Raw genomic sequence first — 24,499 nt, forward strand, 5'->3', positions numbered from 1 at the left:
ATGTTAGAGCGGATTATAACCGCATTGGTTTTGGTGGCCGTTGTACTGAGTTGTATGTTTGCAACCCAGTCACACTATCCAATGTTTGTGCTGATGATTATTGCGGCAGGGGTTGCAGGCTATGAGTGGTTTAAACTCATGCCCCGTACAACAAAAAATGTTAATAAACCTCTAGCATGGGGTTTTGGTTTACTAAGTGCTGGCCTTGCTACACTTGCCTTATACTTTAATGATATTGCACTTCTACTTTGGGCTGCCTCTATTCTATGCTGGTTGCTCAGTCTGTATTGGGTTAAATCCTATCCAAATTATGATGCTTGGTATAATTCAACCCTTAAAGTGGTTGGGATTGTTCTGATATCTTCGGCTGTGACTGCTATTTTTGCACTCTGGAAGATGTCTCCATGGTGGCTGATGTACCTGTTTTTATTGGTATGGGGTGCTGACAGCGGGGCATACTTTGTTGGGCGTAAACTGGGTAAGCGTAAACTTGCACCTGAAGTGAGTCCAAATAAATCGTTGGAAGGTCTCTATGGTGGTGTGATTACGGCCATGATCATTGTGGTCGCTGTTGAAATCCTCTATTTAGACCTAACGTACGCACAGCATTTATTATTTCTTATTTTATCTGTAGTGACTGTATTTAGCTCGGTGCTCGGTGATTTGTTTGAGTCTATGATTAAACGTCGTGCTGGAATTAAAGACTCAGGTCGTATTTTGCCAGGGCATGGTGGGGTATTGGATCGTATTGACTCGCTACTGGCTGCGGCACCTATCTTTGCTGCGGGTGTATATGTGTTAAAACTTATTGGCGTAGATTTGTAAATGTCTCAATCTGTTTGTATTTTGGGTGTTACCGGTTCGATTGGGCAGAGCACCTTAAAAATATTGCAACAACATGCTGAACACTACACTGTGTTTGCTGTTACGGCACATAGTCGGATGCAAGAACTTGTCGATATTTGTCAGCAGTTTCAACCTGAAATTGCAGTTGTACCTCAAGCCAAAGTAGATGAACTGCGCCAGCTTCTAGTCGCAGCTAATTTACAAAACATTGAAATTTTGGCGGATGAGGCAGGCCTCATCGCAGTTGCTGAACATCCAGAAGTGGATGTGGTAATGGCGGCGATTGTTGGTGCGGCAGGTTTAATGCCGACGCTAGCAGCGGTAAAAGCAGGAAAGCGTGTCCTTTTGGCAAATAAAGAAGCGCTGGTGATGTCGGGTGACATCATGATGCAAGCTGCTCATGACCATCAGGCTCTTTTACTTCCTGTAGATTCTGAACATAATGCAATCTTTCAATGCTTGCCCCAGACCTATTTACAAGCTGAGCGTCACGGAAAGCCGAAACTTGGAGTGTCTGGTATCCTTCTGACTGCATCCGGCGGGCCATTTCTAAAACATAGTTTAGATGAATTACACAATGTAACGCCTGCACAGGCGTGCAAACACCCGAATTGGTCCATGGGGCAGAAAATTTCGGTTGATTCGGCGACCCTCATGAACAAAGGGTTAGAGCTAATTGAAGCTTGTCATCTTTTTTCAATCGAAGAACATTTTGTTACAGTAGTTGTGCATCCGCAGAGTATTATTCATTCCATGGTGCAATATGTGGATGGTTCAACATTGGCGCAAATGGGAAATCCTGATATGTGTACGCCGATTGCACATGCGTTGGCATGGCCTGAGCGTATTCAAACCCATGTTCCAGCTTTAGATTTATTTAAAAATCATCAGTTGGATTTTCAAGCGCCAGATACGCATCGATTCCCTGCATTAAGCTTGGCACGTCAAGCGATGAAAACTGGGGGCACAGCCCCAGCGATTTTAAATGCAGCCAATGAAATTGCGGTTGCTGCATTTTTAAATCAACAGGTGGGGTTTATGGGTATTCCTGCTATTGTTGAACACACTTTGAATACCATCCCACATCAAGCAGCAACACAACTTGATGTTATTTTAGAAGCCGATCAAAACGCACGTCATGTTGCTCAGCAATATGTGGTGAATATAGGAATTTAAGCATGAGCGCCTTGTTTATGATTGTTGCGGCAATTTTGCTTTTAGGCCCACTTATTGCAATACATGAGTTTGGGCACTATTTTGTTGCGCGTAAATTGGGCGTAAAAGTTTTAGTTTATTCCATTGGTTTTGGGCCAACGGTTTTAAAGTGGACTTCTAAAAAGTCAGGTATTCAATATCAGCTTTCGGCATTGCCCTTGGGTGGTTATGTCAAAATGCTGGATGAGCGTGAAGGTGATGTTGCTGAAGAGGATGCGCCCAAAGCATTTAATCGTCAGTCACCTTGGAAGCGTATCGCAATTGTTGCAGCCGGCCCATTGATTAACTTGGTATTTGCAATCTTTCTGTTTTGGATTTTGTTTTTGCCTGCACAAGAGCAGTTGAATACACGTGTGGGTAAAGTGCTACCTAATACACCTGCAGCACAAGTTCAAATGCAAGTGGGCGATAAAATTACCGCTGTTGATGGCTTAACGACACCCACTTGGGAAAAGTTGAATTTTGCCTTGGTTGATCGTGTAGGTGAAACGGGATCAATCCAAATTCAGGCCGAACGTGCGGGACAAGTTAAGACATTTAGTTTGCCTATTCAAAACTTCTTGAAAGATCAAACACAGTCTCCGCTTGATGTTCTGGGTTTTACGCCTTATCGACCTAAAATTCCTGCGGTCGTGACTAAGTTGAGCGAAGATGGTGCAGCCATTCGTCAGGGTATGCAACAAGGTGACAAAATTGTCGCGATTGATGGCATTAAGATGAATGATTGGTTTGATGTGGTTCAAGTGGTTCAAGCTTCACCTGAGAAATTGTTAAAAATTGATGTGCTTCGCCAAAATCAATTGGTACAAGTTGAAGTGATGCCACAAGGTAAACGCGACAATATGGGCAAGGTTTCTGGTGTCTTAGGTGTACAAAGTGACCCTGGGAAAATCAGTATTCCTACAGAATATAAACAAACGATACAATATAATCCTGCCGAAGCCTTCATGATGGCGGTAGATAAAACCGGTCAACTGTCGAGTATGATTTTGAACTCGATTGTAAAAATGGTGCGCGGTTTGATTGGTCTAGACAACCTATCAGGACCGATCACGATTGCCAAAGTCGCAGGACAAAGTGCGGAAATGGGTTGGCAAACTTTTATCTCATTTATGGCATTGATGAGTGTAAGTTTAGGGATATTAAATTTATTGCCTATTCCTATGCTTGATGGTGGACATTTGGTCTATTATTTTATAGAACTAATACGTGGTAAACCTGTTTCTGAACAAATACAATTGGTTGGTTTAAAAATTGGTATGGTATTGCTCGGAAGTATGATGCTTTTGGCACTATTCAATGATTTTATGCGTTTGTAAAAAAGCGTAGATACGGAATTAAATTTTACATCGGAAAAAACTGGCATGCAGCACACACATTTATTTATGCCTTTGGCGCTCATCAGTGCTATGGCAACAGTACAACAAGTATATGCAGCAGAAGATTATATAGTACGTGATATTAAGGTTGATGGACTTGTTCGTTTAACGCCAGCAAATGTCTATGGAATGATTCCGTTGAATAGTGGGGATCGTGTGAGCGATGCAGCACTTGCCAATGCCATTCGTAGTTTATATGCAACAGGTTTGTTTGATGACATTAAAACAGAAAAGCAGGGTGATACGCTGGTTTTCAAAGTTGTCGAACGCCCACTGATTTCTAAAGTTGAATTTAAAGGTAATAAACTCATTCCTAAAGAGGCCTTGGAAGAAGGCTTGAAGAAGATGGGGATTACCGAAGGTGAAGTGCTGAAAAAATCAGCGCTACAGACGGTTGAGTCTGAGCTTGAACAACAGTACATGCAGCAAGGTCGTTATGATGCTGATGTAAAAGTTGTGACAACAGCGAAGCCGAATAACCGTGTAGACCTCACTATCGAGTTTGTTGAAGGTAAGGCTGCAAAAGTTGTAGATATCAATATTATTGGTAATACCGTATTTAAAGAAAGCGAAATTGAACAAGCGTTTGCAGTAAAAGAGAGTGGTTGGACGTCCATTATTTCACGTAATGACCGTTATGCACGTGAAAAGATGGCTGCAAGTTTAGAGTCTTTACGTGCACTTTATTTAAACAAAGGCTATATCAACTTTAATATCAATCACTCAAGCTTAAATTTAAGTGAAGATAAAAAGAATATTTTTGTTGAAGTTTCAGTGGATGAAGGCGAACAGTTTAAATTTGGCGAAACCAAATTTTTGGGCGATGCTTTATACACCCCAGCAGAGCTGAAAGCTTTACAAATATATAAAGATGGCGATATCTATTCGCAAGAAAAAGTGAATGCGGTTAAACAGTTGCTTCTACGTAAATACGGTAATGCAGGTTATTACTATGCAGAAGTGAACGTCGTACCTCAGATCGATAAAGAAACTCATCTGGTGGATTTAAATTATTATGTGAATCCAGGTCAGCAAGTAACTGTGCGTCGTATTAACTTTACCGGCAACACGAAAACTGCGGATGAAGTATTACGTCGTGAAATGCGCCAAATGGAGGGTGCACTTGCAAGTAATGAGAAAATTGATTTATCTAAAGTTCGTTTAGAGCGTACAGGCTTCTTTAAGACTGTAGATATCAAGCCTGCACGTGTTCCGAACACAGCCGACCAAGTTGATTTAAATATTAATGTTGAAGAACAGCACTCAGGTACCAGTACTTTAGCAGTTGGTTTCTCGCAAAGCGGCGGTATAACCTTCCAAGCGGGTCTAAGTCAAACTAATTTCATGGGTACAGGTAACTCTGTTGCTATTGATTTATCACGCTCAGAAACACAAGATTACTACAACCTAAGTGTGACCGATCCGTACTTTACGATTGATGGTGTACGTCGTGGTTATAACATGTACTACCGTAAAACCAAGTTGGATGAAGACTATAACGTCAACAACTATGTGACGGATAGTTTTGGTGGTGGTATCAATTTCGGTTATCCAATTGATGAAAACCAAAGCATCAGTGCAGGTTTAAACATTGACCAAACTGAAGTGACTACAGGTCCGTATGTATCGACCTATGTACGTGATTATTTATTGGCAAATGGTGGAAAGGCAACGGGTAGTAAAGGGTCATATTGTCCAGATGCGAATTGGGATGAGACAACTAGTGAGTGTTCTGCAACAGAATCATTTGATAACGAGTTTAAGGGTGATTTCTTAACGTATAACTTAAACTTAGGTTGGTCATATAACACCTTAAACCGTCCAGTATTCCCTACATCTGGTATGTCGCATCGTGTAAATGGTGAAATTGCCTTACCAGGTAGTGATGTTGAATATCAAAAACTGACTTATGATGCTCAGGCGTACTTCCCATTAGGCAAAGACTTCGTACTTCGCGGTTATGGTAAGTTAGGCTATGGTAATGACTTACCATTCTATAAAAACTTCTATGCAGGTGGTTTTGGTTCAGTCCGTGGTTATGACAACAGCACATTAGGTCCAAAGTATCCAGGTGTAACGTACAGTGAATCTGATGATGTTGATTATGACCCTGAAGAAGTCGGTGGTAATGCGCTGATTCAATTTGGTACAGAATTGGCTTTGCCTTTACCATTTAAAGGGGATTGGACACGTCAAGTCCGTCCAGTGCTGTTTGCTGAAGGTGCACAAGTTTTTGATACTCAATGTAATGTATCGAGTTCAACCATTTATGTGAATGGTGCCGATGTAGACTCTAAGCAATATTGTAAAGACAACTTCGGTTTCGATGTTGATAACATGCGTTATAGCGTGGGCGTTGGCTTTACTTGGATTACCATGATTGGTCCATTGTCTCTCAGCTATGCATATCCATTGAATGATAAAGAAGGCGACGAAACAAAGAACATTCAATTTGAAATCGGTCGTACCTTCTAAAGTCGATCTTTTCTCTCCATGAAAGATATAAATATGAAAAAACTTCTTACAGCTTTAACACTTACAGCGCTAACCTCTACAGTGGTGAATGCTGCTGGCTATGGTGTTGTGGATCTTGAGCGTGTTGTTGAAAATAGCATCTATTTAAAACAGCAAAATTCGAGTTTTCAACAGAAAATTCAACCGCAGAGTACGAAGCTTGATCAACTTAGTAAAGAGCTTCAAGACTTACAACAGCGTTTACAAACAGGTGATAAGCTGAGCGCTACGGATAAGCAAAAAATGGTGACTCAGTATCAAACCAAAATGAACGAGTTCAATACTTTGCAGCAAACCATGCAAAGCAGTGTGCAAAGCTCTATTCAGCAAGTACGTAGTGTATTTGATGGTCGAGTGAAGCAAGTTGCTGAACAATTGCGTAAAGAAAATCAATTAGATGTTGTTTTGAATAAAAACTCAGCACTTGCCTATGACGCTAAGTATGATTTAACTGATAAAATGATTCAAAAGGTTAACGCAATTAAGTAATCAATGAATCCTCAACAGTATCGCTTAGAAGATCTTGCTCGTTTAGTCCAAGGTGAGTGTGTAGGTCAAGCTGATTTAATCCTTAAGGGATTAGCAAGTCTAGATTCAGCAGAATCTAGACATCTTGCATTTGTAAATGGTGAAAAGTACTTAGAGCAAGCACAGCAGTCTAAAGCTGGAGCATTTATTGTTACAGCTGATCTGAAGGATCACTTGGTTGAACATCAAAACTTTATTGTTGTTGCCAATCCTTATTTAGCCTTTGCCATTTTAACCCATGCTTTTGAGGTTAAACACACTGAGCAGGGTATAGAAAGCACTGCACAGATACATCCATCAGCAATCATCTCAGATACTGCTTATATTGGTCATTATGTGGTCATCGGTGAAAATTGCGTTGTTGGCGATGACACGATTATCCATTCACATGTCAGCATACATGATGGGGTTGAAATTGGCCGCGGTGGTTTAATTGAATCGCATGTAAATTTGATGTCATGCAAAATTGGTGATCGTGTCCGTATTCATGCCAATACTGTGATTGGTAGTGAGGGTTTTGGTTTTGCCCCTTATCAAGGGAAATGGCATCGAATTGCTCAATTGGGTTCAGTCATCATTGGAAATGATGTACGGATTGGTTCAAATTGTAGTATTGATCGCGGTGCATTGGATGACACAATTTTGGAAGATGGTGTCATTATTGATAACCTTGTGCAAATCGCCCATAACGCTAAAATTGGTGCCAATTCAGCTTTTGCTGCCAATACGGCAATTGCGGGTAGTACAACTATTGGCAAAAATTGCATCGTAGGTGGTGGGTCTGCAATTGCAGGGCACCTAAATATTGTTGATAATGTCACTTTAACTGGAATGTCAATGGTCACAAATAATATTTCTGTGGCTGGAACATATTCTTCAGGAATTGGACTGTTTGAAAATCAAAAGTGGAAACGCACCGTTGTTCGTTTAAGACAATTAGCAGATGTGCCATTGACCCAATTGGTAAAAAAACTTGATCATATGCAGGCTCAAATTGAGTCCCTTGAATCAACAATTAAATTGCGTAAATAGAAATATGATGACTGAGTCGAATTCTACTAGTTTCACGAAACCTGAATTGCCAATGACGATTCAAACTATTCGTGAGTACTTACCACACCGCTATCCTTTTTTATTGGTCGATCGTGTTGTTGATGTGACTGAAAATGGAATTGTGGCGTATAAAAATGTGTCTATTAATGAAGAATTTCTTCAAGGCCATTTCCCTAATTATCCAATTATGCCTGGTGTTTTGATTGTCGAAGCATTAGCGCAAGTTTCAGGTATTCTTGGTTTCATCATGAACAATGAGAAACCAAGTGAAGGTTCTTTGTTCTTGTTCGCAGGGGCAGAGAAAGTTCGCTTTAAAAAGCAAGTCGTTGCAGGTGACCAATTGGTGTTAAAATCAGAATTGGTTATGCAGAAACGTGGTATTTACAAATATAATTGTATTGCCACCGTTGACGGTGTAGTAGCAGCATCTGCGGAAATTATGGTTTCGCATCAGAAAATAGAGCAATCATGAGCAATAACGAATTTATTCACCCAACAGCAATCATCGATGCATCTGCCGTGATTGCAGCAGATGCAAAGATTGGACCGTATTGTATTATTGGTCCAAATGTCACTATTGGTGCAGGTACGCAGTTACATTCGCACGTAGTGGTCGGTGGTTATACGCGTATTGGAGAACACAATGAAATTTTCCAATTCGCAAGCGTGGGAGAGGTCTGCCAAGATCTAAAATATGCAGGTGAAGAAACCTGGTTAGAAATTGGTGACCATAATAAAATTCGTGAACATTGTAGTTTACACCGTGGCACGGTTCAGGATCACGGTATAACCAAGATTGGTAGCCATAATTTATTGATGGTAAATACGCATATTGCGCACGACTGTGTGGTCGGTGATCATAATATTTTTGCAAACAACGTCGGCGTGGCTGGCCATGTTCACGTAGGTGACTATGTGATTGTCGGCGGTAACTCGGGTATACACCAATTCTGTAAGATTGATTCTTATAGCATGATTGGTGGTGCATCATTGATTGTGAAAGATGTACCTGCTTATGTGATGGTTTCTGGTAATCCTGCACATGCTTTTGCGATGAATGTTGAAGGTATGCGTCGTAAAGGTTGGTCTAAAAATGTGATTCAAGGTTTACGTACAGCATTTAAACTGATCTATAAAGAAGGTTTGACGACAGAGCAGGCTTTAGAACGTATCCGTGCAGAAATTTTGCCTGAAGTCGCTGAGGTACAATTGCTCATTGACTCCTTAGAACAGTCAGAGCGTGGCATTGTGCGTTAAGTTTAATCCAAAGATAAAAAAAGACACTTCGCGTGTCTTTTTTTATATCTGTAGGAAAATTATTTTTTAAAGAAAGAGGCTTCTTCAGACTTGGGATATTGCTTAAGAAGTTTGGCTTTGTATTGGTTGGCCTGAGTCGAGTTTTTATCCACTTCTTTGGTAATATTATAGAGTTGATAGACGGCTCGAGGTGCGCGCGAAGAGTTTGGGTATTGGTTTGCCACAATCCCGTAGTTCTTTTTCGCTTCTGCATAGTTGGTAGGTTCAATCGCTAAATTAAATTCCGCTAACCAGAAATATGCATTGCTGATGTAAACACTGTTGGGATTGTTTTTAATAAAATTTTGCATGGGTGCAATCGCTTTCTTCGCACCACCTTGCTTATAGGCATCCAATGCGACAGTATACGCGGCTTTTTCTAGCTCAGATGGCTCTGATGTGTTTTGTGTACTGACCACTACAGGTGCTTTGTTTACTGCGGCTGCGGTTGTGTTACTGCTGGGGTTGGTGATTGTGGTGTTACTGGGAGGAGTATCCTGTTGGTTATCCTCCGTTGTGGTACTCGCTTCAGGGTCTACTTTTTGCTGAAGTAACTCTAAGCGTTGATCTAGGTCAGCGTAACGATTTTCCAACTCATGTTTGAGTTGAGCGATCTCGTTGTCTTGCTCTTCAAGTTTACCGCGTAAGCTACGCAAATCACTTTCTAATTGTTGGTTCTTTTGCATGATTTGCCAATTAATATTGGTTGCTGTTGCACTCGCACCTGTGTCTACTGCGACGCTGGTTGGATTGACACTATTGTTCGTTGCTTGGCTTAAGCCGCGAGATTCAATTGGAATATTGGCGAAAACAGGCGTTGTGCAAAGTAGGGTGAGGGCACATAGGCTATGCTTCTTTAGCATCATAAAATATCCGTGTTATAAGGCTTTGATGGGGGACACATCAAACAAAATTCATTTCCCTCATTAAAAACGGCAACGTTATGAATTGCAATAACCTTTTACATTGTTGTCGTATATTTAGGTAAATGAATGTAGCCTAGTCGTTACCAAAAAATGAGCGATTTTTCTTGATTTTGTTTTATAAATAGTCAATTGAATGAAATACTTATTGAAAAGTCGTTTATAGGCTTGCAACTTAGGGAAAAATCTCTATACTCTGTTCTTGCAATGGTAGCCCTGCCGGTTACTTCGCAATTGTACTCTACGAACCCCGCCAGGACCGGAAGGTAGCAACGGTAGTAGAAATATGATGTGCCGAAGGCTTGCTGGTAGGGTTGCCACCATATTTATAAATATATAAGAATAAAAATGAAAGATTACTATGGCATTGATGCAGGTCTAGTCGTAAGTATTGAATCCTCTGAGAAAGTGAAAAGTATTCTTCTATTTTTTGCAATTACCATTATTTTTATCTATTTCTCAAATCTATATTTTATTTCAAATGGATTCTCAAATTATATTGTCGTAGGTATTTTTCTATCTTGCTTGTGTGTTTTATTCTGTATTTTTTATTTGTTGTTGGAAAGTATAAATACCGAAATTGTTTTTAATGAAGACCATCTTCTCTATCGTAAAGTTTTTTCAGTCAAAAAAGTACTCTATAGTGAAATAAAAGGCTACCAAATCTTACATTTTAAAAAAGAAGTCGTCTATTGTTGGTCGATCAGCATCATCAAGTTGTCAATATTAGTTCAGATTTTGAGTCATATAAAAGAATTTGTAATATGTTTATGGCGCATTTTGAAGATATTGAGGCCGTCAATAAGCGAGAGCAAGAACAAAATTTTATACAAGAACATACAAAAAATATTTCCAGTGAACAGCAACAAAAATATTTAAAATATGCATTAAGAATTAGAAAAATTTTAGATTCATTGACGGTTATTATTTTCTTTTTAGCTACTATATTTGATTGGTCAGATTTTTTATTTCATGGTATGGCATTGGTTTATCTATATCTTAGTTATCCAAAGCATCGTAATTTTTATATTGTTTATATGCAAAAGGCTAAAATCTCTACCGAGATGCTGGCTTTTCTAATTATGCTTGCATGCAATATTTTATTTTTACGGGATATTATCCAGCACCACGATTTAGCTTTTTTATTTTATTCATTGATATGTATGAGCTTTTTGCTATCAGCTCTATATGTTGTATTTAAAAAGAAGTTTGCTCAAAAAATGAAGCGGCAAATGATCATGGTGATCGCACTTGCTCTACCTATTGTCGGTATTTATTCTGTGAGTTTGGTAGGTATTGTGTATAACATAAATGATAACAGTATTTTAAGTTCTTAAGATGTGCAGGTCATAAATAAGGAGAAGAGTGAGAGCGGTACGAGAAGAAATAGATATCCAAGTTATTATTTGGATGTTCGAATGTTTGATGGTGAGGTGCGACGTCTCAAAGTAAGATCTAGTGAATACTATAATACGAGTGTTGATGGTGGTTTTAAGATGACACTACATAAAGGTAACTTAGGCATCCCTTGGTCAGCTTATGAGCTACAGTAAATTAGATTTTAGCATCTAAGATTTAATAGATCATAAGCCTGTTTACGTTTTCTTGATATAGCTAGATGATAGATCAATCATGTGTAGGCTAGTGCAGGTAAATAGCCGTTTAATCTTCCACTTTTCTAGAAATCGCTTTCATAATCGCGTCCATTTCAAAGCCACGATACATTAAAAAACGGATTTGTTTGGCTTTTAGTTTTGGATCTGTTGCGACCTCAGTTCCATACTTTCTAACTTTGAGTTGATAGGCTTGTTCGACCCAATCTGTTTCTTTCAGTTCTTCTAAAATTAAACCAGTGTCAATTTTTTTAGTTTTAAGCGCCAGTTTAATGCGATTAGGGCCTTTGCCTTTACGCTTTTGGCTCGATAAAGTGATCTCAGCCACACGTTGATCACTCTGATAGTTTTGTGCTGAAAGCTCTTCAACCAGTTTAATCACTTCTTCACGGTGCATCGCCCATGTAGCCAATTTTTCAATCAATTCTGCTTTTGAATATTCCTTACGTGTTAATACAGCAAAGGCATAAGAGCGTAGACGGGAACCTGTTAAACCTGTGGGTTTGGGCTGATTCTCTTCATCAAAATCTAAAGCATCATCAGTTTCTTGTGTTACCTGCGTGTGGCCGTATTGAGTAGGAGGGGATTCATCCTCACCAAATTGTTGTTTGAGAGCATCATAGTCAAGAAGTTTGGGGAATTTTGAATTAGGCATAATCGGCTATGAAATAGATCTGAATAAACAAAACGCCCCGTAGGGCGTTTCTTAGTGTAAGCCTAAATGTCGTCTAATAACATTTAATCTTTTTCGATACCTTTAATTAAGCATCTAAAAAGTCTGGCTCTTCTTCATTCTCTTCTACAGGCGCAGCGTTTGCAGTCGTCAGTAGTTTTTCTCGAATGATTTTCTCAATGGTTTCAGCCAACTGAGGGTTTTCTTCAAGGTGACGGATCACATTGTTTTTACCTTGACCAATTTTATCACCTTGGTATGAATACCAAGCACCTGCTTTTTGTACGATTTCTTGTTGAACAGCTAAGTCTACAAGTTCGCCCAAGTGGTTGACGCCTTTACCATATAGGATTTGGAAAAGCGCTTCGCGGAATGGAGGTGCCATTTTGTTTTTGACAACTTTTACTTTGGTTTCAGAACCAACGATTTCATCGCCTTCTTTGACCTGACCTACGCGACGAATGTCTAAACGCACAGACGCATAGAATTTCAACGCATTACCACCAGTCGTGGTTTCAGGGCTACCAAACATTACACCAATTTTCATACGAATTTGGTTAATGAAAATCACCATACAGTTTGAACGTTTTGCATTACCTGTAATTTTACGTAATGCTTGGCTCATTAAACGTGCTTGGAGCCCCATGTGCGAGTCGCCCATTTCACCTTCAATTTCCGCACGTGGTGTCAATGCTGCAACAGAATCGACAACGATGAGGTCAATAGCACCAGAGCGAACCAGCATGTCTGCAATTTCAAGTGCTTGTTCACCATGGTCAGGCTGAGAAACCAAGAGGTTGTCAATATCTACGCCAAGTTTACGCGCATACTGTGGGTCTAAAGCGTGTTCTGCATCGATAAATGCACATGTACCACCTGCTTTTTGACATTCGGCAATCGCTTGTAAAGTCATGGTTGTTTTACCTGAAGATTCAGGACCATAAATCTCAACGATACGACCTTTCGGTAAGCCGCCAATGCCTAGTGCAATATCAAGTGTCAAAGAACCCGTTGATACCGCTTCAACAGCTTGTACGGTGTTATCGCCAAGACGCATTACTGTGTTTTTACCAAACTGCTTTTCAATTTGGCTTAGCGCAGCATTGAGCGCCTTGCTTTTATTATCATCCATCTTACAACCTCAAAACGATGTCACGGATATTTACTGAATATGCTCAGTATAGTGACAGATTTAGTCTGTATCTTCTATAAAAGTCAGATCGTGTGCGACACAATATGACGCATGTCATTCATCATCATTATAAGACCAATATTGGTCAAATTGTTGATCATTTTCTTGTCTAAACTTACTGATATCGCGTCGGTCTTTTTTACTTGGACGATGATCAGGTCGAGCTAGATTATGCAACTTTCTTTGGCTTGCAATCAATTCCCGTCGTGTAATACTGACTTCAGTTTCTTCATATAATTTTTGTGCAACAGGAGCGGGGCCACGCACGTCAGAGAGTTCTTTAATCACTACGGTTTTCTTGTCAATACCTTGTTGTATGGTGAGTTCCATTCCAACCCGAACTTCTCTCGACACTTTGACACGTTCGCCATTGTGGTGAACTTTGCCCCCCTCAATTGCATTTTTAGCAATGGAGCGCGTTTTAAAAAAACGTGCTGCCCATAACCATTTGTCAATGCGCATGCCGACAGTATCTTCCGCTAAAGTGGATTTACGCATATTTGGCCGTGACCTCAGCTTGCTCTAAATACGGAATTAAATCGGTGAGCTGATTTAAGATAGGATAAGGGCTGGATGTCTTGCTTTGACCTAGTGATGAGGGTTGAGCAATGGTAAATAGGTTTTGAATACCATAACTTTCAGCACCCTTTAGTACTTTTTCAGTGTCATCGATAAAGTAACACTGTGTGGTTGCAAAAGGATGGCGTTTATGGAGATGTTGCCAAAACTCAGTAAACTCTTTGGCATGACCGAGGGTTTCGCTGCTAATAATGACATCGAAATATGAGGCTAGTTTCGTGTGTTCGAGTTTGAACTTGAGTCCCTCACAGTCCGCATTGGTGGCAAGCCAGCAAGGGTAGCCGTTACTTTTTAAATAGTCGAGAAGTTCAAGACAGCCTTCACGCAGGCTAACTTTATGCTTAAATTCCTGCTGTAAGGCGAGTGTATCTACGCCGACTTTGGCTGTCCAAAAGCGCGTAGAATACCAATTGAGTGTGTGATTATGGGTTTGATAAAACTGAAATAGCGCTTGAGTACTTTGTTCTAAAGAGCACTGGTGTTGTTCAGCATAACGGATAGGAAGCTGATGATTCCAAATAAAATCATCATAGGCAAGATCCAGTAATGTACCGTCCATATCAAAAATGATAATTGGCTTTTCCACTCAAAAAATCTCCAAGGTTTCAAAGTTCAGCAATCGCGATAGAAAACAGTTAGCAACCGATTTAGCAGTTTTGCTTTATGCAAATATGGCGTAATTATAGCGTATAGCTGTATAAGATTACGGGCTTGCATAGCCCATTGTCAAAAATTGAAGAATACGAGATCTCAATTTTTTAAGTAAGAACATATAAGATGTGTTAACTGCACATTGATCCACTGCAATATTGAAATTTCAGCATTAGGAATGATTCACTTTAATGAAGAAGGAAACGCTTTTATAAATATTCGATGAGAACGCTTAGAGCTGCCATTATTCTCCAAAAGCCGCTACTGTTGCTGCTGACCTAAATCAGCCATGGATTACAACGGACTGCATCATTGGTTTTGTCAGCTTTTCAGTACCACTTAGCTATTCGGCTTTCATGTCTATCTAATCTGTTTCATCAAATGTTCATTTTACATCGATACCATTAACACCACCTGAGGGTGATTTTTTATGTTTGAAACTAAATATAAACCACCTCAGCTGACGGAGAAAGATTCGTTGTATCCAGCTCAATAATGCAATAAAAGTAAGTTTTTTGACAAAAATAAAAATAAAGTGGTTTTGCTGGTTATTTACACAAGAATCGGTTAAAAAAGATGTGGCGAATGAGAATAAAATAGAGAGGAATGGATGAGTGAGTTAAATTTAGATTTTTTAGATGAAACCTTAGATAAATATGAAGCAAAAGGTAAGAAAAAGGCCATTAAAAAAATCCGTATTGGTTATATGCTCTATGCAAAATTTATGTCGAATAAAAAATTTGCAGAAAATGTAATGAGTTCATCTTTAGATCCAAATAAGCGGACTTATCGCAATACCAAGATTAAAATTACGCATGATGAATATGAGTTAACCTTTTTACGTAATGATGATTAAGTATTCAATTGTGTTAAAAACCCTAAGGTTTCATTTATTTGAAATATTTGGGCTGTAAAGTGTGCGACATAAAGTAATGAAAATATAATGATTAGATGATGTTTGTGCAGTTAAGCCTGTTTATTTGGAGAGAGGTAAACAGGTTTTTTATTATAATAACTTTCTGGTCTAAGTGATTACAGACAAAAAGCCCGATTTGTTTTGATACTGATCGGGCTTTCATTTTGCTATTGAAATGAAAATAGTGAGAAAGATGATTTCTGACATCTTTTGATCATATTGTTCATGGATAATCTTTTTTATTTTGAGTTGCTTCGATATGTCAATTGTTACTGCAAATGAACTAGACGATATTCTAAAAAAATTAATTTCCAAAAATAAAAAGCCTGAAAAGATTTTGATTGGTTATAAAGCATATAGCGAGCTTATGAATGATCGAAAGTTTTTGCATGAAGTCGCTAGTTCGGCTATGGATCCGAATAAAAGAAAGTATCAAAGGATTAAGATCAAAGTGACGCAGGATGAGTATCAATTAGAAGTGAAGTGTTCAGATAAAAATGAGTAGATGTACCGTAATTTAAAAAAACTGCAGGTATAACGCATTTTTTAATTGATGTATTTAAAATACAGGTTTATACTGTACTCCAAATTAAAGCGCTGTAGCTTTTCTTGTTTTATATCCCACGCTCCCATGCGTGGGATTTTTTTGCGCGATGATTTTTCCTAAAGTAATCAATTGGATGTATAAAGCTGAAAAGAAATTAAGAGTAAGCACAAATTAGAAACGGTCAGCTGGTGACTTTCTCTAGTCTCAATATTTAAGGTGTGGGTAAAGGTAAAGTCAGGTTGATTGGACTACTCAACCCAAAGTCAAAAGAAGAATTGGAATTGAGTGATATTTCCTGAGTGTCTTAGGCGTATAATATTTTTAAGGCAGTGTTGAAAAAGTGTTCGCGTGTTCTCACTCTGAGGTGACTGTATACCGTTGAATACGAGGCGATCAGTAGGCTGCTATCCCAATAGATGAACTTCTCAATCTATAACTTAATGAATAAAAGGCGGTCTCATGTTTAAGCCCACAACTGCACCTCAAGATGCGCTGATATTGCAACTTGTACCGATTGTGACTCAAGCGTGCGAGATTTTACGAGCAGAGTATCAAGCTTATGTTGCAGGTGGTGATTTTACAGTTGAACGAAAATCCGATCATTCACCAGTTACGCAAGCTGACTATCGTGTCAATCAATTTATTACCGATGCTTTAAACAAAGCCTTTCCTCATTTGCCTGTTCTTTCTGAAGAAGGGCAGCATGTGCATAGACAGCAGTGGCAGTCTTTTTGGATGCTTGATCCCTTAGATGGTACGAAAGAATTTTTGCATCAACGTCCAGAATTCACTATCAATCTCAGTCTTATCGAAGGTGCGCATACAACTTTTGCGGTGTTGGCTATTCCATGTGAACAGCAAGTTTACTTCTGTCCACTACACGGTCAGCCGTTAAAATACAATATGGAAAAAGACGTATGGTCTGAATATGTTCCAGTTGAAAACCACAGTGCTGTTCAAGTCGGCTTAAGTCAAAGTAGTCAGAGTAAGCCGCAGTATCAAGTATATTTAGAGCAGTTGGAAAAACTTACGCCTATTCAAGAGTATCGTGCAGGGAGTGCATATAAGTTCTGCATGGTGTTGGAAGACCGAGTCGATATTTACCCACGCTTTCACCCAACGAGTGAGTGGGATACCAGTGCTGGACAGTGTTTATTAGAGCGAATCGGTGGTGGTTTAGTTGATTTTCAGGGACGACCATTCGTATATAACCAAAGATTGAGTTTATTGAATGGCGGTTTTATTGCATATCGAAATAACGATATGAAAAAACTGGCATTACAAGCACTTGAACTAATGCCTTCGTCGGCTTGAGCTAAAAACTGAGCGTGCTATAGTGTTTTTTGAATTATTGAGTTGCTAGTGATTATGGCCTTAGAGTTACTCCCGCCTAGTATGTTGAAGGCAATCGATTTATTGCCAGATGCAAAAACGCCAGTGACGTTATTTACACGTCATTCCATTCGTGAAGTTGTTACGGGTCAGGGGCTTGCAGGCTATGATTTACAGTTGACGCATCAAGGGCGAGATTTGGCGGAGGCGTGGGGTTCCTATCTGATCGATAATACAGATCGAGTGATACAACACTGTATTTCTAGCCCAATTCAACGTTGTATTGATACCGCTGCACTAATGATTCAAGGGGCAGATGGACAAACCCTTGAGCCGAATACCCACCGTATTGAAATTATCGAACAAGGTTTATTGGTTGAGCCAGGCAGTTTTGTTTTGGATATTAAGCAAGCCGGCCCTTATTTTCAGCGTCAAGGTGCTCTAGGATTTATTAATAGCTTTGTGAATAATGCCTTACCCGGTATGAAGCATCCGATTCATGGCGTCGTAGATGTATTGGAGCTTATATATAACACGCATCCGAACAACCCTTATGGTTTGAGCCTTGCGGTCAGTCATGACACGATTTTAGCTGCGATTTTGGCGGTTATTTCAGGGCGCACGATTGTGACCAAAGAAGACTGGCCGAAAATGATGGAAGGTCTTTTTGTGTGGTTTGAGGGAGATGTGTTTTTGGAATCAAAATTGAAATGGATTTGGCGCGGAGAAATGAATGAACTGAATATTCATGAGTTTCAAAATCTGTAAGTGATTTGTTTATTAATAAAAATCAGCTATAAATCTCGTTGCTTCATTTAGACAGTTGTTTGAACGAAAAAAGAATATACGAGATTTATAGATCGATCATTTGTCACCGTTATTGAATGATATACCACATAAGTTTAACTTTTTGCTTTGAGTCGATTGGGAAAATCGAGCAAGTCGATACTTAGGCCTTCATCATTTAAAGGCCATAATGAGGTATTCACTGCTACGCTGTGCTGATGAATACGATTGTATTTATCTGCAGCAATGAGCGTGGCAATCTCATGATTCGAAAGGGTATAAGCATTGACAACATCGGCTGGATATTGAGTACGGTCATAAAACTCAGCTTCCGTTTCCCCTTGGTGCAGTGCAAAAATACGTTCAATTGCAGGTAAATAGACGCCATAGCCTAACCATGCGTCAACGCCCTGAGAGGCCTGAATTTCTGCGGTTCCGCGCATATTTGAGATGACTTTGGCGAGTATGTCTTTTTCACCTTTGGCATGAAAATACTCAATATATTGTTGTTCTGTCGGTTGGAATTTTTCAAGTGTTGGAAGAAATTTATTAATCATGCTATTCCCCAGTAGAACATTCTATGTGGTTTCATTATAAGAAAACAGAATACCATAATTTATTTATGGGATTTTAATCATTTTGGATTTAAAAATTAGAATAAGCTACGTGCTTACAAAGAAAATTAATTGAAATATCTTTTTTTAAAAAATTAACTGACAAATATTGGCACTATATTGGTGCAAATTCAAATGTATAACTCATCATTATTTTTCATAAATTCAAGCCCTGTCACAGAACTTTTATTTTTCGGACATTAGTTTCAAGACCGATAAAAAATATGTCCTGAAGTGACAAATTATGTAAATTGAATATGTATAGAAAATAGTGTTAAATAATTAAGCTTTTGATTTATATGAATTATTAATGATTTTTTAATTTTTATTTGTGACTATTTTGGGGGAAGATGTGAAAAGTGTGAATGAGTTCTTGTATTGCAAGCTAAGTCTTTGCGTTGTAACACTGATGTTAGCTGCGTGTGGTGGAGGTGGTGGAGAAAGTGGAACCGAAAACTCTACAACGCCTGTAGTGAAAACCTATGCGGAGCCTACACAGGATGTGGCTGATGTAAATACATTGGGTTATTTTGATTACGATGCAAACTCAAAAACACGTGTGATACGAAATGACTTAACTGGTAGTTTCGAAGCAATGCTGCAATTTGGTCAGAGTCATGTGGTTGATCCAAATGGTAATGAAAGTAAAAAAATGCCACGTCTGACGATGGAAAAAGAAGCGCTATTGTTAGTTACGCCAACTGATAGCATGGGGAAAGTTGATGGTCTGAGTGCTGATATTTACATGAATAATCAGTTGCTCCGCACAGTTACATTTAACGATCCAACTCAGATTCCTCAGTCTGATCAAACCAATACCGATGAGCGTGCACGTGTGCAATATAGTAAGCGTGCGTGGAGTGCTCAACTCAATTGGGATGAAATACGTCCGGGTTTGCGTATTCAGCTTAAAGATTCTCATGGTCGTCAGGGGCAAATCGCGGAAGATAAAATTGATTTTGCCTCTCCGGGAGAGTTGGTCTTAAACAATATTCGTATCGGTATGTTAACGGCTCCTCCTGTTTCCAATGGTCACTATATGCTGAATGATCCTGTTCGGGCAGGTTCAGATTACTTTCAAACGATTCCAGCTGCTGAAATGACCGTTGCAAAATATGATGATATTCAGTTGGATCGCGTCATGATTGCAGACGGGACGATTTACGATACGGCAAGCACCAGCCAAGGCGGAGTTTATGAGGGTGACATGCGTGAAAACGTGGGTAAGTCGACATTTAGCGTGGGCATTAACCTAGCAAACTGGGGCATTACCAGTGCTTCGATGGCAAGTCAGAATCAACCACAATTAACCCAAACCGTAGTTGCACACCATAGTCGTGGAAAATATGCCAATGGCGAAAGTAATCATGGCTTAAGTGGTGGTAACGGCATGCTGACGTTGTATGATTCGGTTGGAAATGAGTTTAGTCATGAAATTGGACATCACTATGGACTGGGGCATTATCCTGGGCAGGAAGGTGATAACCAGTTTTGGACTTCACATCATGCGGATAGTGGTTGGGGTTATATTCCGTATCGCAATATGATGCGGGGAAATTTGATTTGGAATAATAAGGATTTATGGGCTTCTTCTACAGGAATTGCAAATTTTTTAGCTTTATATCCACATAGCCGAGATGCAATGTCTGGTGGTTATGCATCAAGCTCAGTTTCACGTTATACCCACTATACGGGTTATAGCACTTATTTAAAAATTCAACCGCACTTTAACCGCTATGTGTGGGATAAGACTTCACCTACGGGCTATAAAAAATGGAATGAAGTAACAAGGCAGATGGAAGTGGTTCAGCCGACTATGCCAGATTCTGCTGCACCTGTTTGGTATCAACCAAAGCAAAACTATTTACGCCCACGTGTCTTTGGTGAGCCTGTAGTGACCATTTTGGGTGGCTATGACCCTGTTGCAAAGGTTGGGCTACTATATCCTGCGGCACGTTCAAACTGGGGCAATGTCTATGATTTACCCACTGCAAATACGGCGTTAAATCAGGATGCATGTTGGTTAAATGTACAGTATCCAAATACAGTAACCAATATTGCACTGGCTCCGACACGATTAGGTAGTAATGCCAATAAATTACATGTCAATTTAGCGCTTGCAGATCACCCTCAAAAAGTTGATTTATATTGTAAGCAGGCCAATGCTGCTGCCAAATTATTATCGACTACAGTGATTCCCCAATATACTACGGCTATTACACCTGCTGTTAAGATTGGGAAAGCACAGGGTTATAAAGCCTTACGCGATGTAGAGTTGCCCCTACTTGAGCAAGAGCTACTGAATCAAGCGGCGAACAATCTTATTGTTTTGTCACCAAATGGTTCAATGCTTTATCAGGCTTATAAGTCATATAAAAATGAGATGAGTTTAGCTGCGCAGCAGGTAATTGAGCGTTATGAAGAGCAAGAAACTAGGTGGATGCGTTTAAATCGTTGGGTAAATGTTTATTATGATGATTTAGCCAAAGATGTACCTGCTGCGATTGATGCACTCAATGCTTTTATCAAACAGCTAGGTTTACAACAAGATGACCCACTTGCACAAAGTGGATTGTTGAAAAATAACAAGAATTGCTTGAAAACAGAGCTGGCATCTAACCAAAAAATGGATGTTTACATTAGTGGCCCATCGGCTTGTACTGCTGATGATACTGAGCAGTGGGTTTATGACAGTTTAGGACGTATCCATAGCAAAGCGGCTATGGGGCAGTGTCTAACGGGTAATGGAGGAAGTGCTAAAGTCACCTTGACTGACTGTGTGGCGAATAATGCAGCACAAGTGTGGTCAATGGATGCCACGACGTCTGCCATTAAACAATCAGGACAGTGCTTAGATTTAAACTCGGGTAATTTGGTAAATAACCGTCAAATTGCAATTCGATATAGTTGCTCTGGAAATAATAATCAAAGATGGACAATGCTGAACCAAAATACAAGCTTGATTCTAGCTGGGGCAACATCAAGAAACATTGATATTTTAGTGAAAAACCTGAAAACTCAATCTTTGAATTAAACCACTGCTCATCTGACAAATGCTTTAACATGAAATGAAAACGAGCTCCCTAAAAGGGGGCTTTTTTTGTAGGTAGGTGTTCTCGTAGGTGCTAGAGAGCACTTGCTAGATTTTATTTGGGTTTTAAGCTGTATTGTTAAGGAACAGATGTGCTAAAAAGGTGTGCGCACTGTGAAATTTCAAAAAATAGATACAAAAAAAGCCCTTTAAAAAGGGCTTTTTTTAATGCATAAATTAGTTAGCTAAAGCTTTAACTTGTGCATTTAAACGGCTCTTATGACGAGCAGCTTTGTTCTTATGGATGATGCCTTTATCAGCCATACGGTCGATTACTGGTACAGCAGTTTTGTATGCTTCAGAAGCAACTGCGTAATCACCAGCAGCGATAGCAGCTACTGTACGTTTGATGTAAGTACGAACCATAGAACGTAAGCTTGCGTTGTGTTTGCGTGCTTTAACGTTTTGACGAGCACGTTTTTTAGCTTGAGCAGAGTTTGCCACTCGTGCACTCCTTGAAATAGATTGGTCTGGGCGGGCTGAAATTCAAACTGAAAACCACATCAGAAGAACAATCACCAGCCCGTAAACAAGTGGCATATTTTGATTAATATACGCAGTGAAGTCAAGTCTTGACATGCTTTGACTATATTTAAGATACATAAAAATTCTAAAGAAAAGGTAAGATTAGCCATCTGCATGGGAGTTTGTATAAAAATGAAACAAAATATAGAACAAGCGATTGTGATTGGAGCAACCGGTTTGGTGGGCTTAAACCTGATTCAACAATTACAACAACTGCCAAGTTGTAGCAAAATTTTGGCTGTGGTCAGAAAGCATAATGTGCAGCTCGATCACTATGACAAAGTTCAGCAACTGGAGTTGGATGATTTTTTATTACTCAACCATGAAGATGTTCAGGGCTACAGTCATGCTTTTAGTTGTTTGGGGACGACTTTAAAGAAAGCTGGCTCAAAAGAGCAGTTTTATGCCATCGACTATGTGGTGAATGCACATTTTGCTGAATTGTTTGTTTTGACCAAAACCCATTATGTGTTGATCAGTGCCTTGGGGGCGCAAGCCAATTCAAAAATTTTCTATAATCGCGTCAAAGGTGAGCTTGAAGAGACTATTCGAGGACTCGATTTATATAAGGTTAGTATTCTGCAGCCATCCTTACTGATCGGACAGCGTAATGAAGGTCGCATGTTGGAAGATATTTTCCAAAAGGCTTATACCAAACTATCGCATTTTATACCAAAGCATTTTAAATATAAGCCAGTGACAGCAGAACAAGTGGCTCATACTATGGTCGAGGCTGCCCAAACGCAGACCGAAAAATTTGAAATATATGATAATTTACGCATACAAAAGACAAAATGAGGGGAAGTGTAGTGACGACAGCATTTGTGACATGCGATTTATTGGATGATCATCCTGAACTTGATTTACAAGTGGTCAGCCCATCAATGGATGGTAAGTTCTTTAAGAGCTATGGTGCGCGTAAAACCTTTGGTGGTCAGGTGGTTACGGTTAAATGCTTTGAAGATAACTCTCGGGTGAAAGAGCTGTTAGCAACAGATGGTACGGGTAAAGTATTGGTTGTGGATGGTGGCGCTTCGATGCGCTGTGCCTTGATGGGAGACTTAATTGCAGAGTCAGCAGTCAAAAATCACTGGAATGGTGTGGTGATTTATGGCTGTGTCCGTGATGTAGATGCGATTGCTGAACTAGATTTAGGTGTGCATGCTTTAGCTGCTATTCCACAAAAAAGTAACCGTAAAGGTGTAGGGGAAGTTGATATCAGCTTGCATTTTGGTGGTGTCACCATTCAATCAGGTCATTATCTCTATGCGGATAATAACGGCATTGTCATTGCAAAAGAAAAACTGGTCGATGCATAAGCACCAACCAGACTCATAACAACATCAACAAAAGATATGGACGTGTAATATGGTGAAGCATCAAATTAAAGTGATTCAGGCTCTTTTTTCTGGGCTTGCGCAAGGTGGACGTGGTGTAACAGGAACGCCGCATCCTAAACAACCTGAGCAACCTTTAAAGCTCTATGAGTTTGAAGGCTCGCCATATTGTCGTCGTGTGCGTGAAGTATTGACTTTGTTGAACTTAGATTATGAAGTGTATCCATGTCCTAAGGGTGGAACTAAATATCGCCCTTTGGTGAAACAGTTGGGTGGGAAAACCCAATTTCCTTTTTTACTTGATGAAAATACAGACACCAAGCTGTACGAATCTGAAGATATTATTCACTACTTATTTGAACAGTATGGCCGCAGTGGTAAAACACCGAAAAAGTATGCACATTATCCCAAAACACCTTATGTTGCTTATGTCGGGACATTGGTAAATGGTGCGAGTGGAGTGTGGATCAACAAGAGTATTAAAGATCGCGTAGCGCCAGAACAGCTGTTACAACTTTGGGGATTTGAAGCCAGTCCTTATACTCGGATTGTCCGTGGTTTGCTGACCGAGTTGGAGCTCCCTTTTAAGTTTCATAATGTGCCTAAAGAACGTTGGCAAGATCAAGGCCCAGCAGTACTGCGTTTAAAGCCGGGCAAATATGTACCTTTGGCAGGTGGAAAGCGTGAGCAAGTTATGCAGGTGATGGGGCGTGATATTCAAGTGCCATATTTGGTTGATCCGAACACTGAAACAGCTTTGTTTGAGTCGGCAGATATTGTTGCTTATCTCAAGCAGACCTATGCAGCATAAGAAAAAGGCATCTCTTAGAGATGCCTTTTTTAATTCCTAAGCATTGATGTTTTATCGGACTGATCTGATTTTTTGTCA

General features: G+C 39.6%; 24 protein-coding genes and 1 other RNA gene. 18 read left to right on the top strand and 7 right to left on the bottom strand.

The window, feature by feature from the left end:
- The 8 genes from ACSC9N_RS06400 to lpxA are packed head-to-tail and all read left to right on the top strand — an operon-like array spanning position 1 to position 8,792.
- Positions 1 to 825 carry a phosphatidate cytidylyltransferase gene (locus tag ACSC9N_RS06400; RefSeq protein WP_004981939.1) on the top strand — a complete coding sequence of 275 codons (825 nt, stop codon included), beginning with the start codon at positions 1 to 3 and terminating at the stop codon, positions 823 to 825.
- Positions 826 to 2,022: a 1-deoxy-D-xylulose-5-phosphate reductoisomerase gene (gene ispC, locus ACSC9N_RS06405; protein ID WP_094148175.1), complete on the top strand. Its 1,197-nt coding sequence runs from the start codon at positions 826 to 828 to the stop codon at positions 2,020 to 2,022. It begins immediately after the preceding gene.
- A gap of 2 nt (positions 2,023 to 2,024) precedes the next feature.
- The gene (gene rseP, locus ACSC9N_RS06410) at positions 2,025 to 3,380 is read left to right on the top strand and encodes an RIP metalloprotease RseP (RefSeq protein WP_094148176.1); all 1,356 of its coding nucleotides are present in this window, start codon (positions 2,025 to 2,027) and stop codon (positions 3,378 to 3,380) included.
- A gap of 45 nt (positions 3,381 to 3,425) precedes the next feature.
- Positions 3,426 to 5,915, top strand: coding sequence for an outer membrane protein assembly factor BamA (gene bamA, locus ACSC9N_RS06415; RefSeq protein ID WP_094148177.1), 2,490 nt, complete (start codon positions 3,426 to 3,428; stop codon positions 5,913 to 5,915).
- A gap of 33 nt (positions 5,916 to 5,948) precedes the next feature.
- A complete protein-coding gene (locus ACSC9N_RS06420; protein ID WP_094148178.1) occupies positions 5,949 to 6,443 on the top strand; it encodes an OmpH family outer membrane protein in 495 nt (164 codons plus the stop codon).
- Positions 6,444 to 6,446: 3 nt separating this feature from the next.
- Entirely contained in the window at positions 6,447 to 7,514 is a 1,068-nt protein-coding gene (gene lpxD, locus ACSC9N_RS06425; protein ID WP_094148179.1) for a UDP-3-O-(3-hydroxymyristoyl)glucosamine N-acyltransferase, read from the top strand.
- Positions 7,515 to 7,521: 7 nt separating this feature from the next.
- Complete coding sequence (fabZ, locus tag ACSC9N_RS06430) at positions 7,522 to 8,007, top strand: 3-hydroxyacyl-ACP dehydratase FabZ (protein ID WP_010326983.1); 486 nt, start codon at positions 7,522 to 7,524, stop codon at positions 8,005 to 8,007.
- On the top strand, positions 8,004 to 8,792 hold the full coding sequence (gene lpxA / locus ACSC9N_RS06435) for an acyl-ACP--UDP-N-acetylglucosamine O-acyltransferase (RefSeq protein ID WP_010326982.1): 789 nt from the start codon (positions 8,004 to 8,006) through the stop codon (positions 8,790 to 8,792). The genes fabZ and lpxA overlap by 4 nt, the downstream gene beginning before the upstream one ends.
- Before the next feature lie 59 nt (positions 8,793 to 8,851).
- On the opposite strand, the gene ACSC9N_RS06440 is transcribed toward lpxA, so the two are convergent.
- Positions 8,852 to 9,697 carry a YbgF trimerization domain-containing protein gene (locus ACSC9N_RS06440; protein ID WP_094148180.1) on the bottom strand — a complete coding sequence of 282 codons (846 nt, stop codon included), beginning with the start codon at positions 9,695 to 9,697 and terminating at the stop codon, positions 8,852 to 8,854.
- A gap of 274 nt (positions 9,698 to 9,971) precedes the next feature.
- On the opposite strand from ACSC9N_RS06440, the gene ffs reads away from it, so the two are divergent.
- Together ffs and ACSC9N_RS06450 are read left to right on the top strand one after the other, a co-directional pair.
- An RNA gene (gene ffs / locus ACSC9N_RS06445) (signal recognition particle sRNA small type) lies at positions 9,972 to 10,068 on the top strand.
- A 450-nt stretch (positions 10,069 to 10,518) separates the two neighbouring features.
- Positions 10,519 to 11,091: a hypothetical protein gene (locus tag ACSC9N_RS06450; protein WP_228149533.1), complete on the top strand. Its 573-nt coding sequence runs from the start codon at positions 10,519 to 10,521 to the stop codon at positions 11,089 to 11,091.
- A 325-nt stretch (positions 11,092 to 11,416) separates the two neighbouring features.
- Here ACSC9N_RS06450 and ACSC9N_RS06455 read toward each other — a convergent pair whose 3' ends face one another.
- The 4 genes from ACSC9N_RS06455 to ACSC9N_RS06470 all read right to left on the bottom strand — a co-directional run bounded on the left by ACSC9N_RS06455 (position 11,417) and on the right by ACSC9N_RS06470 (position 14,397).
- A complete protein-coding gene (locus tag ACSC9N_RS06455; RefSeq protein ID WP_094148181.1) occupies positions 11,417 to 12,022 on the bottom strand; it encodes a regulatory protein RecX in 606 nt (201 codons plus the stop codon).
- 106 nt (positions 12,023 to 12,128) lie between these two features.
- Entirely contained in the window at positions 12,129 to 13,172 is a 1,044-nt protein-coding gene (recA, locus tag ACSC9N_RS06460) for a recombinase RecA (RefSeq protein ID WP_005401034.1), read from the bottom strand.
- Between the two features lie 114 nt (positions 13,173 to 13,286).
- Positions 13,287 to 13,730: an RNA-binding S4 domain-containing protein gene (locus ACSC9N_RS06465; protein WP_094148182.1), complete on the bottom strand. Its 444-nt coding sequence runs from the start codon at positions 13,728 to 13,730 to the stop codon at positions 13,287 to 13,289.
- Positions 13,723 to 14,397, bottom strand: coding sequence for an HAD-IA family hydrolase (locus ACSC9N_RS06470; protein WP_094148183.1), 675 nt, complete (start codon positions 14,395 to 14,397; stop codon positions 13,723 to 13,725). The genes ACSC9N_RS06465 and ACSC9N_RS06470 overlap by 8 nt, the downstream gene beginning before the upstream one ends.
- Positions 14,398 to 15,072: 675 nt before the next feature.
- On the opposite strand from ACSC9N_RS06470, the gene ACSC9N_RS06475 reads away from it, so the two are divergent.
- The 4 genes from ACSC9N_RS06475 to ACSC9N_RS06490 all read left to right on the top strand — a co-directional run bounded on the left by ACSC9N_RS06475 (position 15,073) and on the right by ACSC9N_RS06490 (position 18,025).
- A complete protein-coding gene (locus ACSC9N_RS06475) occupies positions 15,073 to 15,318 on the top strand; it encodes a hypothetical protein (protein ID WP_004696593.1) in 246 nt (81 codons plus the stop codon).
- A 319-nt stretch (positions 15,319 to 15,637) separates the two neighbouring features.
- Positions 15,638 to 15,883: a hypothetical protein gene (locus ACSC9N_RS06480; RefSeq protein WP_094148184.1), complete on the top strand. Its 246-nt coding sequence runs from the start codon at positions 15,638 to 15,640 to the stop codon at positions 15,881 to 15,883.
- A gap of 501 nt (positions 15,884 to 16,384) precedes the next feature.
- Positions 16,385 to 17,239 carry a 3'(2'),5'-bisphosphate nucleotidase CysQ family protein gene (locus tag ACSC9N_RS06485; protein ID WP_094148185.1) on the top strand — a complete coding sequence of 285 codons (855 nt, stop codon included), beginning with the start codon at positions 16,385 to 16,387 and terminating at the stop codon, positions 17,237 to 17,239.
- A 54-nt stretch (positions 17,240 to 17,293) separates the two neighbouring features.
- On the top strand, positions 17,294 to 18,025 hold the full coding sequence (locus ACSC9N_RS06490) for a histidine phosphatase family protein (protein WP_004696597.1): 732 nt from the start codon (positions 17,294 to 17,296) through the stop codon (positions 18,023 to 18,025).
- Positions 18,026 to 18,159: 134 nt separating this feature from the next.
- On the opposite strand, the gene ACSC9N_RS06495 is transcribed toward ACSC9N_RS06490, so the two are convergent.
- Positions 18,160 to 18,600: a hypothetical protein gene (locus tag ACSC9N_RS06495; RefSeq protein WP_130235144.1), complete on the bottom strand. Its 441-nt coding sequence runs from the start codon at positions 18,598 to 18,600 to the stop codon at positions 18,160 to 18,162.
- A 466-nt stretch (positions 18,601 to 19,066) separates the two neighbouring features.
- Between ACSC9N_RS06495 and ACSC9N_RS06500 the strand changes: the two genes are divergently transcribed.
- Positions 19,067 to 21,691 carry a M66 family metalloprotease gene (locus ACSC9N_RS06500; protein ID WP_130235145.1) on the top strand — a complete coding sequence of 875 codons (2,625 nt, stop codon included), beginning with the start codon at positions 19,067 to 19,069 and terminating at the stop codon, positions 21,689 to 21,691.
- Between the two features lie 234 nt (positions 21,692 to 21,925).
- Here ACSC9N_RS06500 and rpsT read toward each other — a convergent pair whose 3' ends face one another.
- Positions 21,926 to 22,192, bottom strand: a complete 267-nt coding sequence (gene rpsT, locus ACSC9N_RS06505) for a 30S ribosomal protein S20 (RefSeq protein ID WP_004696602.1) — start codon at positions 22,190 to 22,192, stop codon at positions 21,926 to 21,928.
- Between the two features lie 213 nt (positions 22,193 to 22,405).
- On the opposite strand from rpsT, the gene ACSC9N_RS06510 reads away from it, so the two are divergent.
- From ACSC9N_RS06510 to ACSC9N_RS06520, 3 genes are read left to right on the top strand one after another with little or no spacing between them, the layout of a single operon-like run.
- Entirely contained in the window at positions 22,406 to 23,071 is a 666-nt protein-coding gene (locus ACSC9N_RS06510; protein WP_130235143.1) for a nucleoside-diphosphate sugar epimerase, read from the top strand.
- On the top strand, positions 23,068 to 23,592 hold the full coding sequence (rraA, locus tag ACSC9N_RS06515; protein ID WP_130235142.1) for a ribonuclease E activity regulator RraA: 525 nt from the start codon (positions 23,068 to 23,070) through the stop codon (positions 23,590 to 23,592). The genes ACSC9N_RS06510 and rraA overlap by 4 nt, the downstream gene beginning before the upstream one ends.
- A gap of 49 nt (positions 23,593 to 23,641) precedes the next feature.
- On the top strand, positions 23,642 to 24,421 hold the full coding sequence (locus tag ACSC9N_RS06520; RefSeq protein WP_004696607.1) for a glutathione S-transferase N-terminal domain-containing protein: 780 nt from the start codon (positions 23,642 to 23,644) through the stop codon (positions 24,419 to 24,421).
- The last annotated feature ends 78 nt before the right edge of the window (positions 24,422 to 24,499 follow it).

The sequence above is a fragment of the Acinetobacter sp. PC34 genome, assembly GCF_051789135.1.
Classification (GTDB): Bacteria; Pseudomonadota; Gammaproteobacteria; order Pseudomonadales; family Moraxellaceae; genus Acinetobacter; species Acinetobacter johnsonii.

Coding starts and splice junctions, on each gene's coding strand:
- ACSC9N_RS06400 (WP_004981939.1), top strand. CDS start 1: ATGTTAGAGCGGATTATAACCGCATTGGTTTTGGTGGCCGTTGTACTG.
- ispC (WP_094148175.1), top strand. CDS start 826: ATGTCTCAATCTGTTTGTATTTTGGGTGTTACCGGTTCGATTGGGCAG.
- rseP (WP_094148176.1), top strand. CDS start 2,025: ATGAGCGCCTTGTTTATGATTGTTGCGGCAATTTTGCTTTTAGGCCCA.
- bamA (WP_094148177.1), top strand. CDS start 3,426: ATGCAGCACACACATTTATTTATGCCTTTGGCGCTCATCAGTGCTATG.
- ACSC9N_RS06420 (WP_094148178.1), top strand. CDS start 5,949: ATGAAAAAACTTCTTACAGCTTTAACACTTACAGCGCTAACCTCTACA.
- lpxD (WP_094148179.1), top strand. CDS start 6,447: ATGAATCCTCAACAGTATCGCTTAGAAGATCTTGCTCGTTTAGTCCAA.
- fabZ (WP_010326983.1), top strand. CDS start 7,522: ATGACTGAGTCGAATTCTACTAGTTTCACGAAACCTGAATTGCCAATG.
- lpxA (WP_010326982.1), top strand. CDS start 8,004: ATGAGCAATAACGAATTTATTCACCCAACAGCAATCATCGATGCATCT.
- ACSC9N_RS06440 (WP_094148180.1), bottom strand. CDS start 9,697: ATGATGCTAAAGAAGCATAGCCTATGTGCCCTCACCCTACTTTGCACA.
- ACSC9N_RS06450 (WP_228149533.1), top strand. CDS start 10,519: ATGTTTATGGCGCATTTTGAAGATATTGAGGCCGTCAATAAGCGAGAG.
- ACSC9N_RS06455 (WP_094148181.1), bottom strand. CDS start 12,022: ATGCCTAATTCAAAATTCCCCAAACTTCTTGACTATGATGCTCTCAAA.
- recA (WP_005401034.1), bottom strand. CDS start 13,172: ATGGATGATAATAAAAGCAAGGCGCTCAATGCTGCGCTAAGCCAAATT.
- ACSC9N_RS06465 (WP_094148182.1), bottom strand. CDS start 13,730: ATGCGTAAATCCACTTTAGCGGAAGATACTGTCGGCATGCGCATTGAC.
- ACSC9N_RS06475 (WP_004696593.1), top strand. CDS start 15,073: ATGAGTGAGTTAAATTTAGATTTTTTAGATGAAACCTTAGATAAATAT.
- ACSC9N_RS06480 (WP_094148184.1), top strand. CDS start 15,638: ATGTCAATTGTTACTGCAAATGAACTAGACGATATTCTAAAAAAATTA.
- ACSC9N_RS06485 (WP_094148185.1), top strand. CDS start 16,385: ATGTTTAAGCCCACAACTGCACCTCAAGATGCGCTGATATTGCAACTT.
- ACSC9N_RS06490 (WP_004696597.1), top strand. CDS start 17,294: ATGGCCTTAGAGTTACTCCCGCCTAGTATGTTGAAGGCAATCGATTTA.
- ACSC9N_RS06495 (WP_130235144.1), bottom strand. CDS start 18,600: ATGATTAATAAATTTCTTCCAACACTTGAAAAATTCCAACCGACAGAA.
- ACSC9N_RS06500 (WP_130235145.1), top strand. CDS start 19,067: ATGTTAGCTGCGTGTGGTGGAGGTGGTGGAGAAAGTGGAACCGAAAAC.
- ACSC9N_RS06510 (WP_130235143.1), top strand. CDS start 22,406: ATGAAACAAAATATAGAACAAGCGATTGTGATTGGAGCAACCGGTTTG.
- rraA (WP_130235142.1), top strand. CDS start 23,068: ATGAGGGGAAGTGTAGTGACGACAGCATTTGTGACATGCGATTTATTG.
- ACSC9N_RS06520 (WP_004696607.1), top strand. CDS start 23,642: ATGGTGAAGCATCAAATTAAAGTGATTCAGGCTCTTTTTTCTGGGCTT.